A 14,958-nucleotide genomic window follows, 5' to 3' on the forward strand; every position below is an offset into this window, starting at 1 on the left:
TCTGACGGGTCGGGCGCTCCGCCGGTTCCACCCAGGCCGGTCACGATGCGGTCACGCAGGGTGAGAGAGTTGGGGCATGGCTCGTGTCGTCGTCATCGGTGCTGGGATCGCCGGTCTGACCGCTGCCGAGCAGCTCACCGCGCACGGGCACGACGTGGTCGTCGTCGAGGGCCGTGACCGCGTCGGCGGTGTCGTCGCCCCGGCCGAGGTCGCCGGCATCCGGCTCGACGTCGGCGCCGAGTCGATCCGCGTCGCGGAGGCCGCCGAGACGATCCTCGAGGTCGCCGGGCTGAGCGCCCGTCGGGTCTCCCCGGAGCCCGTCCCGGCCCAGCTGTGGAGCCGTGGTCGCCTCGCCGCGCTGCCCGCCCGCACCTTCATGGGTGTCCCGTCCGACCCGTCGACGACCGGCGAGGTCCTCGACGCCCCCGAGCGTGAGCGCGCCGGGGCCGGTGGGCTGCCGAGCCTCGGCGAAGGGGAGGACGCCGACGTCTCCGTGGCGTCCGGGATCTCCGCCGAGTACGGGCGTGCGGTCGTCGACCGGCTCGTCGAGCCGCTGCTCGGTGGCGTCTACGCGGGCCGGGTCGAGGACCTCTCGCTCGCCTCGACGATGCCGCCTCTGTGGGCGGCCGCCCGACGCGAGGGCTCCCTCACGGACGCGGTGCGCTCCCTCGTCCCGCCGGTCACCCCTTCGCCCTCCGCCGGCGCCGGAGCGGCGACCGGTCGACGCGGCCCGATGCTGCTCGGTCTCGAGGGCGGCGTCCACCAGCTGCCGCTCGCGCTCGCCGACATCGTCCGCGCACGCGGTGGCGAGATCCGCCTCTCGACCCTGAGCCGCGGCCTCGAGCGAACTGCCACCGGCTGGCGTGTCCTCACCGGGCCGACGACCGACCCGACCTCCCTCGACGCCGACGCCGTCGTCGTCGCCACCCCGGCGCCCGCCGCCGCCCGCCTGCTCGCCGAGGTCACCCCCTTCGCCGCCGAGGAGCTGCGCGAGGTCGAGACCGCCTCGATGGCCGTCGTCACCCTCGCCGTCCCGGCGGGCCGCGACGGCTGGGACGCCCTGCCCGGCTCGGGCTTCCTCGTGCCGGCCGTCGACGGGCGGCTCATCAAGGCGAGCACCTTCGTCAGCACGAAGTGGGGGTGGGCGCGTGACGCCGCGAGCCGCGAGGGCCTGCTGCTCCTGCGCGCCTCCGTCGGGCGGGCCGGGGAGGTCGCCGCCCTGCAGCGCGACGACGCGGACCTCACGGCCGCCGCCCTCGCCGACGTCGCCGCGGCGCTCGGCCGGCCCGTGCCGCACGTCGTCGACTCCCACGTCCAGCGGTGGGGCGGCGGGCTGCCGCAATACACCGTCGGCCACCGCGCCCGCATCGCGCGCATCGCCGCCGAGGTCGCCGCCGTCCCCGGCCTCGCCGTCACCGGCGCGAGCTACGAGGGCGTCGGCATCGCCGCCGTCGTCGCGCACGCCCGCGCCGCCGCCACCACGATCCACGACCAGCTCGCCCGACCCAAGGAGAACGCATGAGCACCCGTCCTGTCCCCGCCAAGCCGTCGCGTGAGGAGCTCGAGGCGATCAACTCCTCGGTGCACTACGCGATGTTCTCCGTCTTCGCCGCGACCTCGCCGCTCGGGGAGGACCGCGAGGCGATGGGCGCCGAGGTCGAGGCGCTCTTCGAGGAGCTGCGCGCGAGCGGGGTCCGGATCCGCGGCACCTACGACGTCGCCGGCCTGCGGGCGGACGCCGACCTCATGATCTGGTGGCACGCCGACACCATCGAGCAGCTCCAGGAGGCCTACCACCGCTTCCTGCGGACCGGCTTCGGCGGCCACCTCGAGCCGGTCTGGTCGGTTGCGGCGCTGCACCGCCAGGCCGAGTTCAACCGCAGCCACATCCCGGCCTTCATGGCAGGGGAGGAGCCGCGCGACTACCTGTGCGTCTACCCCTTCGTCCGGTCCTACGACTGGTACGTCATCGACGACAAGGAGCGCCGCGCCATGCTCTCCGAGCACGGCCAGATGGCGCGCGACTACCCCGACGTGCGGGCCAACACGATCAGCGCCTTCGCCCTCGGTGACTACGAGTGGGTCCTCGCCTTCGAGGCCGACGAGCTGCACCGCATCGTCGACCTCATGCGTGATCTGAGGGCCTCCAAGGCACGGCTGCACGTCCGTGAGGAGATCCCCTTCTACACCGGCCCGCGAGTCGAGGTCGGCGAGATCATCACCCGCCTGCGCTGACCCGAGGACCATCCGGGGAGGCCCACTCGCCCGGTGGCGTGCACAGGTCGCGGTCAGGAGGTCGCCGGCACGGATATCCGGTGCCGGCGACCCCCAGGCAGCGGCTTGTGCACGGCCGGGTCCGAGGCGCCTCAGCCCTCGCTCTTGGGCCGCAGAGTCATCGCGATGGAGTTGATGCAGTAGCGCTGGTCGGTGGGGGTGTTGTAGCCCTCGCCCTCGAAGACGTGCCCGAGGTGGCTGCCGCACGAGCCGCAGCGGACCTCGACGCGCGGGCGACCCGGGAGGGAGTTGTCCTCGAGGTACTCGACCCGGTCCTCGGCCAGCGGGGAGAAGAAGGACGGCCACCCGCAGTGGCTGTCGAACTTCGTCTCCGAGGTGAAGAGCTCGGCGCCGCACGCGCGGCACGCGTAGACCCCTTCGGTCGTGGTGTCGGTGTACTCGCCGACGAAGGGGCGCTCGGTGCCGGCCTGGCGCAGCACGGAGTACTCGTCGGGGGTCAGCTCGGCCCGCCACTGCTCGTCGGTCTTGGTGACGTCGTACTCGCGGCCGGTGGGCTCCATGGAAGTGCTCCTTCGAAGGGGGGATCGTCCCAGTGTGCAACGACGGCCGCCCCGGAGATCATCCGGGGCGGCCGTCGTCTCAGCTCACTTCTTGAGGTCGAGGTGCACGACCTGGGGGTCGTGGTCGCTGTCCTGGTCGGCGAAGGGGGAGTTGGTGTGGACGATGTCGTACCGGAAGACGGGGTTGCCGCCGGAGCCGGGACGCCACGGGCCGTTGACCTTCTCGCGGGTCACGAGCGAGGGGCTCACGAGGATGTGGTCGAGCACCTGGCTGTTGCCCTCGTAGACGTAGGTCCACCGCATGTGCTCGGGGAGCGTGCGCGGCAGGTCGGTCAGCGCGTTGGCGCCGCTACCCTCGAGCGTGTTGATGAGCAGCTCGGCGGTGTCGGAGAACTCGAAGTCGTTGACGTCGCCGGCGACGACGACCTTGGCCTGCGGGTCGACGGCGAGGAGGTCGTCGACGAAGCCGCGGACGGCCTTCGCCTGCTCGTGGCGGTCCGCCTCGCTCGAGCGCACCGGCTGCTGTCAGCGCCCGAAGAGCGGGTCGTCGCCGCCCTTGGAGGAGAAGTGCACCGCGGCGACGAAGACCCGCTCGCCGCGGTAGCGCAGCTCGGTGACGAGCGGCTTGCGCGAGTCCTCGAAGGCCGGGTTCGTCGGGTCGATCCGCCCGGGTGAGGTGGTGAGCGTGGGCAGCGACCGGTTGCCCTGGCGCTCGGCGACGACCTCGGCCTCGTGGTGGGCGTCGCCGGAGTCGCGCTGGACGACCTCGATGTCACGGTCGCTGCGCACGAGCAGGACGTTGCGGATGTTGCCGCCGGGCTGGCCGCCGTCGGCCTTGTCCTGCGGGTTCACCCAGTAGGCGGTGTACGCGGGCCCCCCGGCAGCCGTGATGGCGGCGATGAGCGTGTCGGTGGTGGTCGTCGAGTCGACGGTGCCGTCGTCCTGCGAGCCGTTGTTGTCCTGGACCTCCTCGACGGCGATGACGTCGGGGGAGCGCAGGTTGGTCACGACCTGGCCCGCGAGCCGGTCGAACTTCTCCTGCGGGTTGCTCGGCGCGAGGTTCTCCACGTTGAAGGCCGCGACGCTCAGCTCGCGGTCGTGCTGGACCGGGGCGACCTCACGCTCGAGCCCGCCGTCGGCGACGGTCGGGACCTCGGTCGCGAGGAGCTTGTAGTTGCTGAAGGAGTAGTCCAGCGGGCCGGCGACCAGGCCGGTCAGGGTGTCGCGGACGTCGGCCGGCGGCATGGAGTCCCGGGGGAGCAGCACGTCGTCGACCTGGACCCTCATCGCGTTGGGCCGGTCGTAGCCGGAGTAGAGCACCCCGTCCGCCTCGGTACGGATCGCGTCGACGCCTGTGCCGGGCACGACAGAGATCTCGCCGAAGGACTTCGTCGGGCCGACGACCTCGGCGTCGCGGACGCCGACGTACATTCCCTCAAGGGACTCGTAGAAGTCGATGGCCTCGGTGCCGGGGAGGAAGTCGACGCCGGCGTACTCGACGCTCTTGGGGTCGCCGGCCTCGACGACCTGCTGCGGGGCGACCCGGTCCTCACCGAGCACGACCGGGGCGGGGACGTCGGCGGTGCCCGTGACCGTCACGGTCGCACCGACGACCTGCGTCGTCGTGAGGTTGTCCCAGCCGCCCGAGCCGCCGGGGCGGAACTCGTCGACGGCCCCGTCGACGCTCACGGTCTGCCCGGCCGCCACGGTGGGCGCGGAGCGCGTGTAGACGAAGAGGCCCTCGCTCGTCGCCGGGTCGTCGTCGGGGGTCGTCGACTGCATCCAGAAGCCGTTGCGGCTCACGGCCGTGACGACGCCCTCGACGCCGTTGACCCGCTGGCCGTCGAGCGGCGAGAGGTGCGCGGCGCCCTGGACCTGGGCGATCGTCTCGGGCTCGTCGACGGGCGGCTCGCCCGTCCCCGGCTCGCACACAGCCAGCTAGGTCGTCGAGTTCTGCGGGGTCGGTGCCCCGACGACGAAGTCGGCGGCGTTGTTGTCCGTGTCGACGCAGATGTCGCGCCGGGCGACGGAGGTCGCGTTGCTCGTGGCTCCCGCCGGTGCCCCCTCGAAGGTCGAGGCCGAGCCCCAGCCGAGCAGGTCGACGCTCTGGCCCGACGGGCCGACGAGCACGACGCGGGCGCCCGTGCTCGACATCGCGACGCGTCCGGTCGCATCGGGCTCCGGCAGCGCGGGGGCCGCGGCGTTCGCACCGTCGGCCTGCTTGACGAGGTAGCGGCCGCCGGCGGCGATCGTCCCGGAGAGCGGGGTGGTCTGCGCGCTCGTGCCGTTGGCCGAGTAGTAGGCCAGGCTCCAGCCGGTGAGGTCGACCTGCTCCTGAGACCGGTTGGCGAGCTCGACGAAGTCGCTGCGCAGCGGCGCACCGGAGTTGCCTCCGCCGCCGTAGGCCTCGGCGATGACGACGGTGTCGCTCGCCGCGGTCGCGGCGGGCGCGCAGATTAGGGCGGTGGCGAGGCCAAGTGGGGCAACCGTCAGGGCTGCGAGGACACGCTTGCGGTGGTGCACGGGGTCTCCCGGGGGTGTGGCGAAGGGGGTGGCCCCCGCACCGTAGGTCGGCCGGGCCGGCGTGTCGGGGGACGCGGGGTAAACAGCGGTCATGGGTTGGGTCAAGAGTTCGTCAGGACCGCTGGTGGTGACCCTGCGGCAGTAGCCTTCGCCGCATGAGCGCTGCGACGACCCTCGAGGTCCCCGGCCCCGACGGCGAGACCCGGCAGGTCCGGCTCTCCAGCCCGGACAAGGTCATGTGGCCCGAGGGCGAGCACGGCCCGGCGATCACCAAGCGCGAGCTCGCCGACTACGTCATCGCCGTCGGTGACCGGCTCGTCGGCGACGCGCTGGAGGACCGCCCGGTCACCCTCCAGCGCTTCCGGGACGGGATCGAGGGGCAGGAGTTCTACAGCAAGAACCCGCCCAAGGGCCTGCCCGACTGGGTGCGCACGACGATGTGCACCTACCCGAGCGGCCGCTCCCACCCGCAGCTCGTCGTCGACGAGGTGGCCACCGCGCTGTGGTGCGTCCAGATGTCGACGATCACCTGGCACCCGTGGCCGGTCCGCACGGGCGACAACGACCGCCCGGACGAGCTGCGGATCGACCTCGACCCCCAGCCCGGGCGGGCCTTCGCCGACGTCGTCGAGGCGGCCCGAGGGCTGCGCGAGGTGATGACGCAGATCGGGCTCACCCCCTTCGTCAAGACCTCGGGCAACCGAGGGGTCCACGTCTACGCGCGGATCGAGCCGACCCACGAGTTCCTCGACGTCCGGCACGGTGTCATCGGCATCGCCCGCGCGCTCGAGCGGCGCATGCCCGACCTCGTGACGACGGCGTGGTGGAAGGAGGAGCGCGGCGAGCGGATCTTCGTCGACTACAACCAGGCCAACCGGGACCGCACCATCGCCTCCGCCTGGAGCCCCCGACCGATCGCCGGCGCGCCGGTCTCCACACCGATCACGTGGGACGAGCTCGACTCCGTCGACCCGCGGAGCCTGACCATCCGAACGGTCGTGGAGCGCGTCCAGGACGACCCGTGGGCGGGTATCGACGAGGCGAAGGGGGACGTCGCCGCCGCGATCGCGTTGTGGGACAAGGACGTCGAGGAGCGCGGGCTCGGCGAGCTGAGCTTTCCGCCCGACCACCCGAAGATGCCCGGAGAGCCGCCGCGCGTGCAGCCCTCGAAGAAGGTCGCCTCCCACTGGGACGCCGAGGGCAACCGCGTCGAGGAGTGATCAGCCGGCGGGCACGTCCCGCTTGGAGACCGTGAGCAGGACGACCGCGTCCTCGAGGGCGAGGAGAGAGTGCCGCGTGTCGGGGATCGTGGCGTGGTCGCCGGTCCCGAGGTCGACACCGTCCTCGCCGGCGGCGAGGCGCACCCGTCCGAGGACCACCTGGAGGGTGGCCTCGCCGGGGCTCTCGTGCTCGGCGAGCTCGCTGTCCGCGACGAGCGCGATGAGGGTCTGGCGCAGGGAGTGCTCGTGCCCGCCGAAGATCGTGCGGGCGGCGAGTCCGCTGCTCGCCGCACGGGCTGCGTCGAGCTGCTCGGTCGCGGTGGTCGTCAGGCTCGTGATGTGCATCGGTTCTCCTCGTCGGGTGGTCACCCCAGCAGATCAGATCGGCCCGCCAGACGCCAGGCCCGCGCGCTCAGCCGTCGAGCACGTCGCCGAGGTCGTAGTCGGGGGCGCGCTCGATCTGGTCGAGCGTGCACGACTCGGGGTCGCGGTCCGGGCGCCAGCGCAGCAGCTGCACGGTGTGCCGGAAGCGCCAGCCCTCGAGCTGGTCGAAGGCCACCTCGACGACCCGCTCGGGCCGCAGCGGCACATAGCTGACGTCCTTGCTCGAGGAGAAGCGGGAGCGGTCGGTCTCGGCGTGCTCGACCTCGCCCTCCTCGTCGCGGACGACGAGCGGCTCGAGCTCGTCGACGAGCTCGAGGCGCCTCGCAGCGGTGAAGGCCGCGATGCCGCCGACGTTGAAGAGACGACCGTCGTGGTAGAGCCCGAGGAGCAGCGAGCCGACGCCCTGACCGGACTTGTGCACGCGATAGCCGGTGACGACGGCCTCGGCGGTGCGCTTGTGCTTGATCTTGAGCATCGCCCGCTTGCCGGGGGAGTAGACGCCGTCGAGCGGCTTGGCGATGACCCCGTCGAGCCCGGCGCCCTCGAACCGCGCGAACCAGTCCTCCGCCTCGTCCGCGTCCCGGGTCACCCGGGTGAGGTGCAGCGGAGCCCCCTTCGTCACCTCGTCGAAGACCTCCTCGAGGCGGCTGCGCCGCTGGGCGAAGGGGGATGAGGTCAGGTCCTCGTCGCCGAGGGCCAGGAGGTCGAAGAAGATGACCTCGGCCGGGGTCTCGGCGGCGAGCCGGGTGATCCGGGACTCGGCCGGGTGGATGCGCTGACCGAGCGCCTCGAAGCTCAGCCGCTCCGCGCCGGGCTCGCCGGAGCGCACGACGATCTCGCCGTCGAGCACGATGCGCTCGGGCAGGTGCTCGCGGCAGGCCTGCACGACCTCGGGGAAGTAGCGGGTGAGCGGCTTCTTGCCGCGGCTGGCGATCTCGACGTCGTCACCGTCCTTGAGGACGATGCAGCGGAAGCCGTCCCACTTCGGCTCGTAGGCGTAGCCGCCCGCGACGGCGTCGGCGGCGGGGACGGCGGCGACCGCCTTGGCGAGCATGGGGTCGACGGGCAGCGGGATGGGTTGCCTCACCCAGACATCATGACCTGACACGATGGGGTCGTGAGCCCGAGCACGACGACGAGACGCGCCGCGACCTACGGCGGTGCCGCCGTCGGCGGCGCTCTCGTCGGTGCGGGGTCGGTCTGGCTGGGCGCCGCGAGCTACTTCGCCCGGCGCGTGCTCACCCCCGAGCCCTACCGTCCCGACGACGTGATGATCCGGGTCCTGCACACCGACTCGGTGACCCTGGACGCGACGCCGGACACGATCCTGCCGGGCCGCTACGGGCTGTGGATCGACGGGGACCGCGGGCACGTCCGCATCGGCGACGTCCTCGAGCACGACCACCGGCTGCACCGGGTGCGGCGGCGGCTCGTCAACGTCGACTGGGGGACGGCCCGGCCCGGCCCGGCGCGTCTCAACGGCTACTACTACGCCCGCGACCCGTACCAGGACCTGGGGCTGCACCACGAGGACGTCCTGGTGCACAGCGAGGTGGGGGCGATGCCGGCGTGGGTCGTCCCGAGCGAAGGGGGGGACCGGTCGCGTTGGGCGGTCCTGGTCCACGGGCGTGGTGCCCGGCGGTACGAGACGCTGCGGGGCATCCCGGCGTTGCACGCCGCGGGTCTGAACGTCCTCGTCCCGAGCTACCGCAACGACGGGGAGGCGCCGGCTGGTCCGGACGGCCGGTACAACCTTGGGCTCTCGGAGTGGCGTGACGTGGAGGCGGCGATGCGTCTGGCGATCGCCCGGGGCGCCGAGGAGATCGTCCTGGTCGGCTGGTCGATGGGGGGCGCGATCGTCCTGCAGGTCCTCGACCGCTCGGTGCTCGCACCGGTCGTCAGCCGGGCGGTGCTCGACGGCCCGGTCGTCGACTGGGCGTCGGTGATCGCTCATCACGCCCGGCTGCACTCGATCCCGGCACCGGTCGGTCACCTCGGTCGGGTGCTCATGGGCAAGCGGTGGGCGCGGCGGCTCGTCGGGGTGCACGAGGCGGTCGACGTCGCCCGCACCGACTGGGTGCGCCGTGCCGACGAGCTGCACCACCCGCTGCTCATCATCCACTCGCGCGACGACGGGTTCGTGCCCGTCGGACCCAGCGAACGACTGGCGCAGGCGCGCCCCGACCTCGTCACCTTCGAGCCCTGGTCGCTGGCCGGTCACTGCAAGGAGTGGAACGTCGACCCGCTGCGCTGGGACCGGGTGGTCGTCGACTTCGTGCGGTAGTCGATCCCCCACATCGGCCCCTCGCGACGGCATGATGAGGCGATGGGCAAGAAGTCGAGGTCGAAGAAGAAGAAGCACGACGACGTCGTCGAGGAGGCCGCCAAGCAGGCCAAGAAGCTGAAGAAGGCGGCGAAGGCGGCCGAGGACGCCTCGGCCACCGCGTCCTTCACCGACGCGCTCCGGGCGGGTGAGGGCACGCAGATCGCCGGCATCGACCCGCGCAGCACGCCGGGCTTCGACGGGGACAAGGCCGCCGGCGAGGGTCTGCTGGCGGGTCTCGCGGAGGAGGTCAGCGACCTGCAGGAGCGGCTCTACGCCGAGTCCAAGGCAGGGGGGCGGCGCTCGGTCCTGCTCGTCATCCAGGGCATGGACACCTCGGGCAAGGGCGGCATCATGCGCCACGTCGTGGGGGCGGTCGACCCGCAGGGCGTGGAGATCACGGCGTTCAAGGCGCCGACGGCGGAGGAGAAGGAGCATCCCTTCCTGTGGCGGATCCGCCGGGCTCTCCCGGGACCGGGGCAGATCGGGGTCTTCGACCGCAGCCACTACGAGGACGTCCTCGTCGTCCGGGTGCACGACCTCGTGCCGAGGGCGCAGTGGTCACGGCGCTACGGCCAGATCAACCGTTTCGAGGCCGGGGTCATCGACAAGGGCACGACGATCATCAAGGTCATGCTCCACATCTCCAAGGACGAGCAGAAGGCGCGCCTGTCCGAGCGGCTCGACCGCCCGGACAAGCACTGGAAGTTCAACCCTGGCGACCTCGACGAGCGCGAGCACTGGGAGGACTACCAGGAGGCCTACCAGGCGGTCATCGACCAGACCTCGACCGACGAGGCACCGTGGTTCGTCGTCCCCGCCGACCGCAAGTGGTACGCGCGGCTCGCCGTGATGAACCTGCTCAAGGAGCACCTCGAGGCGATGGACCCCCAGTGGCCCGAGGCGGACTTCGACGTCGCGGAGCAGCAGGCGCGCCTCGAGGAGACCTGACTAGCAGCGCTCCAACGCGGCCGGGGCGGCCAGCACGGTCAGCCCCGGCTCGAGCGCGCCCAGCCCGAGCCGCATCCCGTCGCCGAGCCGTGACTCGACGAAGGCCTCGGCCATCTCCGGCGGCGCGTAGCGGGCCATGAGAGAGCCCTGCAGCGTCAGCGCGAGCCCCTCGACGAGCCGCCGGGCGCCCGCCTCGGCGCCCTGCGGGTCGACGGCGAGGGCCTGCCCCTCCGCGAGGACCCGGTCGAGCGCGCGGTCGAGCGTGCTCAGCTGACCGCGACCGGCCTCGGCCTCCTCGAGCAGGGCCTTGAGGCTGGCCGGCTCGCGTGCGACCGCGCGCAGGACGTCGAGGGCGTTGACGTTGCCGGAGCCCTCCCAGATCGAGTTCAGCGGGGCCTGGCGGTAGAGCCGGGCCAGGCCGTTCTCCTCGACGTAGCCAAGCCCTCCGAGGCACTCCATCGCCTCGGCGACCAGGGTCGGGGTGCGCTTGCACACCCAGTACTTGCCGACGGCGACGCCGAGCCGCGCGAGCTCGACCTCACCGGCGTCGACGGCCTGGGCCAGGCGCATCCCGAGCAGGGTGGCGGCCTCGGACTCGATCGCGAGGTCCGTGAGGACGGCGCGCATGAGCGGCTGGTCGACGAGCGTCTTGCCGAAGGCACTGCGGTGCCGGGCGTGGTGGGCGGCGCGGGTCAGCGCGGCGCGGGTGATCGCGGCGGAGCCGAGGATGCAGTCGAGCCGGGTCGCGGCGACCATGTCGATGATCGCGCGGACCCCGCGGCCCTCCTCGCCGACGAGCGAGCCCCACGTCCCGTCGAGCTCGATCTCGGAGGAGGCGTTGGAGCGGTCCCCGAGCTTGTCCTTGAGCCGCTGGATGGCGAAGGGGTTGCGTGTCCCGTCGTCGAGGACCCGGGGGACGAGGAAGCAGCTCGGGGCCGCCTCGGGGGAGGTCTTGGCGAGGACGAGGAAGAGGTCGCTCATCGGGGCGGAGCAGAACCACTTGTGGCCGGTCAGCCGGTAGGTCTCGCCGGGCAGAGGGCCGCCGGGGGTGGCGAGCGCGCGCGTGGTGTTGGAGCGGACGTCGGAGCCGCCCTGCTTCTCGGTCATGCCCATGCCGGCGATCGCCCCGGCCTTCTCGCTCACGGGGCGCAGGCCGAAGTCGTACTCGCGGGAGGCCAGCGGGCCCTCGTAGCGCTCGGCGAGCACGGGGGAGTGGCGCAGCGCGGGCAGGGCCGCGTGGGTCATGGTGATCGGGCAGATGTGCCCGGCGTCGACCTGCGACCAGGTGACGAACCCGGCGGCGCGACGGACGTGGGCGCCCACGTCCCGCCCCTTCGTCCAGGTCTCGGCCGTCAGGCCGGCTCCTGCCGCGACCGTCATGAGGTCGTGCCACGCGGGGTCGAAGTCCACCTCGTCGACCCGGTGGCCCCACCGGTCGTGGGTCCGCAGCCGGGGGGCGTTGCGCTCCGCCCGCTCGGCGAGCTCGGCCGCCTCGGCGCTCCCGGCCCGCACCCCGAGGGCGCTCAGCTCGTCGTGGGTGGCGCTGCGGTGGTCCTCGGGCACCCAGCGGTCGACGGCCTCGGTGAGCACCGCGTCCATCCGGTAGACGTCGTGACCGACGAAGGGGGGTGCCTGGTTGAAGACCTCGTGCGTCGCCATGGCGTGAGGATAGGTGGCGGCCCGCGTGGGTCCGCCGGTCGGGCCCGCTCTGGCCCTACCGTGCTGGGGTGAGCACGCGGGCGAGGGTGCGGGACGGGATCGAGACCGTCCCCTTCGGCATCCCCTTCGCCCGGCTCTTCCGCGAGACGGTGCGGATCTGCCTGCGCTACCGCGTGACCGGTCTGGCGGCCGAGGCGGGGTTCTTCGCCCTCCTGTCGCTGCCGCCGCTCGTCCTGGGCCTCTTCGGCGGTGTCGGGTACGTCGGCAGCGCGGTCGGCCAGCGGGGCGTGGACGACTTCACCGAGCGGATCGCCGGCTACGCCGGGACCTTCCTCACCCCGGAGATCATCGACGACCTCCTCCTGCCGACGGTCGACGACGTCTTCCGCAACGGGCGGGGCGAGCTGATCTCCATCGGCTTCCTGCTTTCCCTGTGGTCGGGCTCGCGGGTGCTCAACGTCTTCCTCGACACGATCTCGATCATGTACGGGCAGAGCGGGATGCGCGGGATCGTGCGCACCCGGGCGATGAGCCTGTCGCTCTACACCGGCGGGCTGCTCCTCGGTGCGGTGGTCGTCCCGCTGGTCGTCATGGGGCCCACGCTCATCGGACGGCTGCTGCCGGACCCGGTGGACTGGCTCGTGACCCTGTACTGGCCGGTGGTCTCGGTGCTCGTCCTCGCGAGCGTGGCCACCCTCTTCCACCTCTCGACGCCGCAGCGCGACCCGTGGCGGCGCGACCTGCCGGGTGCGGCGCTGACGCTCGTCCTGTGGGTGCTCTCGGCCTGGCTCATGCGCACGCTCGTCGCCGACTCCCTCGGCGGCAGCTCGATCTTCGGGCCGCTGAGCACCCCGATCATCCTCCTCGTCGGTCTCTACGCCTTTGCCATCTCGGTGCTCATCGGGGCTGCTCTCAACGCCGCGGTCCGGTCGCTCTGGCCCCACTCGGCGGCCGACCGATCCATCTCGCAGGCGTGATCTGCGGGTCGTTCACGTTCAGTTTGGATTTGGGCGAAGGTCTGGGCTAATGTCACTCCGCACGCAAGGGGCAGCGAAGCCCGGAGCGTATGTGCGGATGTAGCTCAGTTGGTAGAGCGCAACCTTGCCAAGGTTGAGGTCGCCGGTTCGAGGCCGGTCATCCGCTCGGAAGGTTCAACCGCCTTCATTGGTGGAGTGGCCGAGAGGCGAGGCAACGGCCTGCAAAGCCGTCTACACGGGTTCAAATCCCGTCTCCACCTCGACCATGCAGAACCTTGCATGTCTCGGGCGATTGGCGCAGCGGTAGCGCGCTTCCTTGACACGGAAGAGGTCACTGGTTCAAACCCAGTATCGCCCACCAGGACGGAAGGCCCCTGATCAGCGGAAACGCCGGTCAGGGGCCTTCTTCGTGCCAGATTCATGCCAGATAGGGGAGAGGTTCGGGCATAGATCGGCCACTCCTGTGCACAAGCCGCCGTCTGGAGGTCGCCGGCACCGCATATGCGCGGCGATGACTTCAGAAGCACGGTCTGTGCACGTCCATGCCGCGAAGTGGCCCACCTGGACGTCCTCGTCGTCGAGACCGACAACGGTTGGGTGCTCGGGCAGCGTGTCGGCGCGGCCGCCGGTGACAACCTCCGCGTCCAACCTGGCGTCAGCGACCCCGCCGACAGGCATCGCCCCTTCTACTCCTGACGCCGTCTAGCATCGCCGGGATGACCCGCAGCTGCCCGCCACCGCCGAGCCCGGACGAGCTCCTCAGCGCCGAGACGGCGGTCTGGGAGGCGCTGCGGGCCGGTGACCAGGCCGCGGACCACGCGCTCCTCGCGGAGGACTTCCTCGGTGTGTACCCGACCGGCTTCGTCACTCGCGAGGACCACGTCGCCGAGCTCGACGACGGTCCGACGGTCGCGGCCTTCGCCATCCTCGAGACCCGCACGATGGTCACGGGCGAGGACTCGGCGCTCATCGCCTACCGCGTCCGCTTCCGGGCACCCGAGGGTGCCGAGCCGATCACGTGGATGGTCAGCTCGCTCTGGCGCCGGACGGCCGACGGCTCCCTCGTCAACGTCTTCAGCCAGGACACCCCCGGGTAGGCGGGCGGGTACCTAGCCCGACGTCGTGCCGCTGCCGCGGGTGGGTGCCTGGGCGATCTTGCTGGCCATCTCCACGGCCTTCTGGGCGATGCGCACGGCGTCGTCCGCGGTCTTGCCCACCGCCTCGGCCACCTGACGAGCCTGCTCGCTGATCTACGAGCCCTCGGCGTCCTGCGGATCGCGGCCGGCCATGCTGGCCACCTTGCTGGCCAGGGCACCGGCCAGGGAGGCGGCCTCCTGCCCGACGCGGGCCAGGTCACGGGCGGTCAGCTCGATCTGACTGGCCATCTCGCTGGCCTTCTCACCGATCTCGCCGCTGGCTGCCTCTTCTGGACTCATGGGTCCCATCCCTCCGTCGCCGACCAGCAACGGGCCGGCGCGCATCCCGGCCACGTTCCCCAGAGAGGGGCTCCCCGTTGCCGGACGCGAGCCAGTACCCCGAGCATGGCACAGGCGCCCGGAGGGTGAGGGCGGACTCGCACGTCTCACCCCCCGGCCGCCGGTGTCAGGAGATGATCGCGTCGATGGTCTTCTTCAGCGCGCCGGGCTGGCTGGGCTCCCGGGGGGCCGTCTTCTTGGCCTCGAGCATCTCCTCGCCGATCTCCTGGAGCTGCTTGCGTCCCAGGCCCTCGCGGACCTTGGGGAACCACTCGTCCTCCTCCTCCTCGATGTGGTGGCGGACGTTCTCGATGAGCACCGTGGTCTTGGCGTCGAACCGCTCGTGCTCGGGCTCCATCCCGTAGAGCTCCATCACCAGGACGTCGGCGACGTGGTGCTCCTCGTAGGACTCGAGGATGTCCTCCTCCAGGGCGGGGAGCAGCTCCCGCACCCGGGGGTACATGATCTCGTTCTCGAGGTAGGTGTGCACCGTGAGCAGCTCGATGATGCGGTGCACGATCTTGCCCTTGGTCTTGTGCGCGTTCTCACCCGCGTTCTCGAAGTCCGCGAAGAGCTTGCGGATCTCCTTGTGGTCTTCCTTGAGCAGGACGATGGCGTCGTTCGACATGCTTTCTCCTTCGGCTGGTGCCT

Annotated in this window: 17 protein-coding genes and 3 tRNA genes; 11 read left to right on the plus strand and 9 right to left on the minus strand. The window is 71.8% G+C overall.

The window, feature by feature from the left end; all coding sequences use genetic code 11:
* Positions 1–76 precede the first annotated feature (76 nt).
* Positions 77–1,522: a protoporphyrinogen oxidase gene (gene hemG / locus JNO54_RS08910; RefSeq protein ID WP_204143579.1), complete on the plus strand. Its 1,446-nt coding sequence runs from the start codon at positions 77–79 to the stop codon at positions 1,520–1,522.
* Complete coding sequence (hemQ, locus tag JNO54_RS08915; RefSeq protein WP_204143580.1) at positions 1,519–2,235, plus strand: hydrogen peroxide-dependent heme synthase; 717 nt, start codon at positions 1,519–1,521, stop codon at positions 2,233–2,235. The genes hemG and hemQ overlap by 4 nt, the downstream gene beginning before the upstream one ends.
* A 131-nt stretch (positions 2,236–2,366) precedes the next feature.
* Here hemQ and msrB read toward each other — a convergent pair whose 3' ends face one another.
* From msrB to JNO54_RS14520, 4 genes are all read right to left on the minus strand, one after another.
* Complete coding sequence (msrB, locus tag JNO54_RS08920) at positions 2,367–2,795, minus strand: peptide-methionine (R)-S-oxide reductase MsrB (RefSeq protein WP_204143581.1); 429 nt, start codon at positions 2,793–2,795, stop codon at positions 2,367–2,369.
* Positions 2,796–2,879: 84 nt separating this feature from the next.
* Positions 2,880–3,311, minus strand: coding sequence for an endonuclease/exonuclease/phosphatase family protein (locus JNO54_RS14510; RefSeq protein ID WP_307818138.1), 432 nt, complete (start codon positions 3,309–3,311; stop codon positions 2,880–2,882).
* A 9-nt stretch (positions 3,312–3,320) separates the two neighbouring features.
* Positions 3,321–4,727: a DUF8508 domain-containing protein gene (locus tag JNO54_RS14515; RefSeq protein WP_233703218.1), complete on the minus strand. Its 1,407-nt coding sequence runs from the start codon at positions 4,725–4,727 to the stop codon at positions 3,321–3,323.
* 6 nt (positions 4,728–4,733) lie between these two features.
* A complete protein-coding gene (locus JNO54_RS14520) occupies positions 4,734–5,411 on the minus strand; it encodes a lamin tail domain-containing protein (RefSeq protein WP_233703219.1) in 678 nt (225 codons plus the stop codon).
* Between the two features lie 62 nt (positions 5,412–5,473).
* Between JNO54_RS14520 and ligD the strand changes: the two genes are divergently transcribed.
* Positions 5,474–6,538 carry a non-homologous end-joining DNA ligase gene (gene ligD, locus JNO54_RS08930; RefSeq protein WP_204143582.1) on the plus strand — a complete coding sequence of 355 codons (1,065 nt, stop codon included), beginning with the start codon at positions 5,474–5,476 and terminating at the stop codon, positions 6,536–6,538.
* On the opposite strand, the gene JNO54_RS08935 is transcribed toward ligD, so the two are convergent.
* Both JNO54_RS08935 and JNO54_RS08940 read right to left on the minus strand, forming a co-directional pair.
* Complete coding sequence (locus JNO54_RS08935; protein ID WP_204143583.1) at positions 6,539–6,883, minus strand: cupin domain-containing protein; 345 nt, start codon at positions 6,881–6,883, stop codon at positions 6,539–6,541. It lies immediately after the preceding gene.
* Positions 6,884–6,950: 67 nt separating this feature from the next.
* Positions 6,951–7,976 carry an ATP-dependent DNA ligase gene (locus tag JNO54_RS08940; protein WP_233703640.1) on the minus strand — a complete coding sequence of 342 codons (1,026 nt, stop codon included), beginning with the start codon at positions 7,974–7,976 and terminating at the stop codon, positions 6,951–6,953.
* A 63-nt stretch (positions 7,977–8,039) separates the two neighbouring features.
* Here JNO54_RS08940 and JNO54_RS08945 point away from each other — a divergent pair, with 63 nt between their 5' ends.
* Together JNO54_RS08945 and JNO54_RS08950 are read left to right on the plus strand one after the other, a co-directional pair.
* Entirely contained in the window at positions 8,040–9,206 is a 1,167-nt protein-coding gene (locus JNO54_RS08945; RefSeq protein WP_204143585.1) for an alpha/beta hydrolase family protein, read from the plus strand.
* Positions 9,207–9,248: 42 nt separating this feature from the next.
* On the plus strand, positions 9,249–10,196 hold the full coding sequence (locus JNO54_RS08950; protein WP_204143586.1) for a polyphosphate kinase 2 family protein: 948 nt from the start codon (positions 9,249–9,251) through the stop codon (positions 10,194–10,196).
* Here JNO54_RS08950 and JNO54_RS08955 read toward each other — a convergent pair whose 3' ends face one another.
* Positions 10,197–11,855, minus strand: coding sequence for an acyl-CoA dehydrogenase family protein (locus JNO54_RS08955; protein ID WP_204143587.1), 1,659 nt, complete (start codon positions 11,853–11,855; stop codon positions 10,197–10,199).
* 68 nt (positions 11,856–11,923) lie between these two features.
* Here JNO54_RS08955 and JNO54_RS08960 point away from each other — a divergent pair, with 68 nt between their 5' ends.
* From JNO54_RS08960 to JNO54_RS08985, 6 genes are all read left to right on the plus strand, one after another.
* Positions 11,924–12,832, plus strand: a complete 909-nt coding sequence (locus JNO54_RS08960) for a YihY/virulence factor BrkB family protein (protein WP_204143588.1) — start codon at positions 11,924–11,926, stop codon at positions 12,830–12,832.
* Between the two features lie 93 nt (positions 12,833–12,925).
* Positions 12,926–12,998, plus strand: a tRNA-Gly gene (locus JNO54_RS08965).
* A gap of 23 nt (positions 12,999–13,021) precedes the next feature.
* A tRNA-Cys gene (locus JNO54_RS08970) sits at positions 13,022–13,092 on the plus strand.
* Between the two features lie 26 nt (positions 13,093–13,118).
* Positions 13,119–13,193: transfer RNA gene (locus JNO54_RS08975), tRNA-Val, on the plus strand.
* A 191-nt stretch (positions 13,194–13,384) separates the two neighbouring features.
* Positions 13,385–13,528 carry a hypothetical protein gene (locus JNO54_RS08980; protein ID WP_204143589.1) on the plus strand — a complete coding sequence of 48 codons (144 nt, stop codon included), beginning with the start codon at positions 13,385–13,387 and terminating at the stop codon, positions 13,526–13,528.
* Positions 13,529–13,548: 20 nt separating this feature from the next.
* On the plus strand, positions 13,549–13,929 hold the full coding sequence (locus tag JNO54_RS08985; RefSeq protein WP_204143590.1) for a nuclear transport factor 2 family protein: 381 nt from the start codon (positions 13,549–13,551) through the stop codon (positions 13,927–13,929).
* A gap of 153 nt (positions 13,930–14,082) precedes the next feature.
* Here JNO54_RS08985 and JNO54_RS08990 read toward each other — a convergent pair whose 3' ends face one another.
* Together JNO54_RS08990 and JNO54_RS08995 are read right to left on the minus strand one after the other, a co-directional pair.
* Positions 14,083–14,268, minus strand: a complete 186-nt coding sequence (locus tag JNO54_RS08990; protein WP_204143591.1) for a hypothetical protein — start codon at positions 14,266–14,268, stop codon at positions 14,083–14,085.
* Between the two features lie 166 nt (positions 14,269–14,434).
* On the minus strand, positions 14,435–14,935 hold the full coding sequence (locus JNO54_RS08995) for a hemerythrin domain-containing protein (protein WP_204143592.1): 501 nt from the start codon (positions 14,933–14,935) through the stop codon (positions 14,435–14,437).
* Positions 14,936–14,958 lie beyond the last annotated feature (23 nt).

Source organism: Janibacter endophyticus, assembly GCF_016888335.1.
Classification (GTDB): Bacteria; Actinomycetota; Actinomycetes; order Actinomycetales; family Dermatophilaceae; genus Marihabitans; species Marihabitans endophyticum.

Excerpts from the sequence above, each read along its gene's own strand:
- hemG (WP_204143579.1), top strand. The coding sequence starts at position 77 with ATGGCTCGTGTCGTCGTCATCGGTGCTGGGATCGCCGGTCTGACCGCT.
- hemQ (WP_204143580.1), top strand. The coding sequence starts at position 1,519 with ATGAGCACCCGTCCTGTCCCCGCCAAGCCGTCGCGTGAGGAGCTCGAG.
- msrB (WP_204143581.1), bottom strand. The coding sequence starts at position 2,795 with ATGGAGCCCACCGGCCGCGAGTACGACGTCACCAAGACCGACGAGCAG.
- JNO54_RS14520 (WP_233703219.1), bottom strand. The coding sequence starts at position 5,411 with ATGACCGCTGTTTACCCCGCGTCCCCCGACACGCCGGCCCGGCCGACC.
- ligD (WP_204143582.1), top strand. The coding sequence starts at position 5,474 with ATGAGCGCTGCGACGACCCTCGAGGTCCCCGGCCCCGACGGCGAGACC.
- JNO54_RS08935 (WP_204143583.1), bottom strand. The coding sequence starts at position 6,883 with ATGCACATCACGAGCCTGACGACCACCGCGACCGAGCAGCTCGACGCA.
- JNO54_RS08940 (WP_233703640.1), bottom strand. The coding sequence starts at position 7,976 with ATGCTCGCCAAGGCGGTCGCCGCCGTCCCCGCCGCCGACGCCGTCGCG.
- JNO54_RS08950 (WP_204143586.1), top strand. The coding sequence starts at position 9,249 with ATGGGCAAGAAGTCGAGGTCGAAGAAGAAGAAGCACGACGACGTCGTC.
- JNO54_RS08955 (WP_204143587.1), bottom strand. The coding sequence starts at position 11,855 with ATGGCGACGCACGAGGTCTTCAACCAGGCACCCCCCTTCGTCGGTCAC.
- JNO54_RS08985 (WP_204143590.1), top strand. The coding sequence starts at position 13,549 with ATGACCCGCAGCTGCCCGCCACCGCCGAGCCCGGACGAGCTCCTCAGC.
- JNO54_RS08990 (WP_204143591.1), bottom strand. The coding sequence starts at position 14,268 with ATGAGTCCAGAAGAGGCAGCCAGCGGCGAGATCGGTGAGAAGGCCAGC.
- JNO54_RS08995 (WP_204143592.1), bottom strand. The coding sequence starts at position 14,935 with ATGTCGAACGACGCCATCGTCCTGCTCAAGGAAGACCACAAGGAGATC.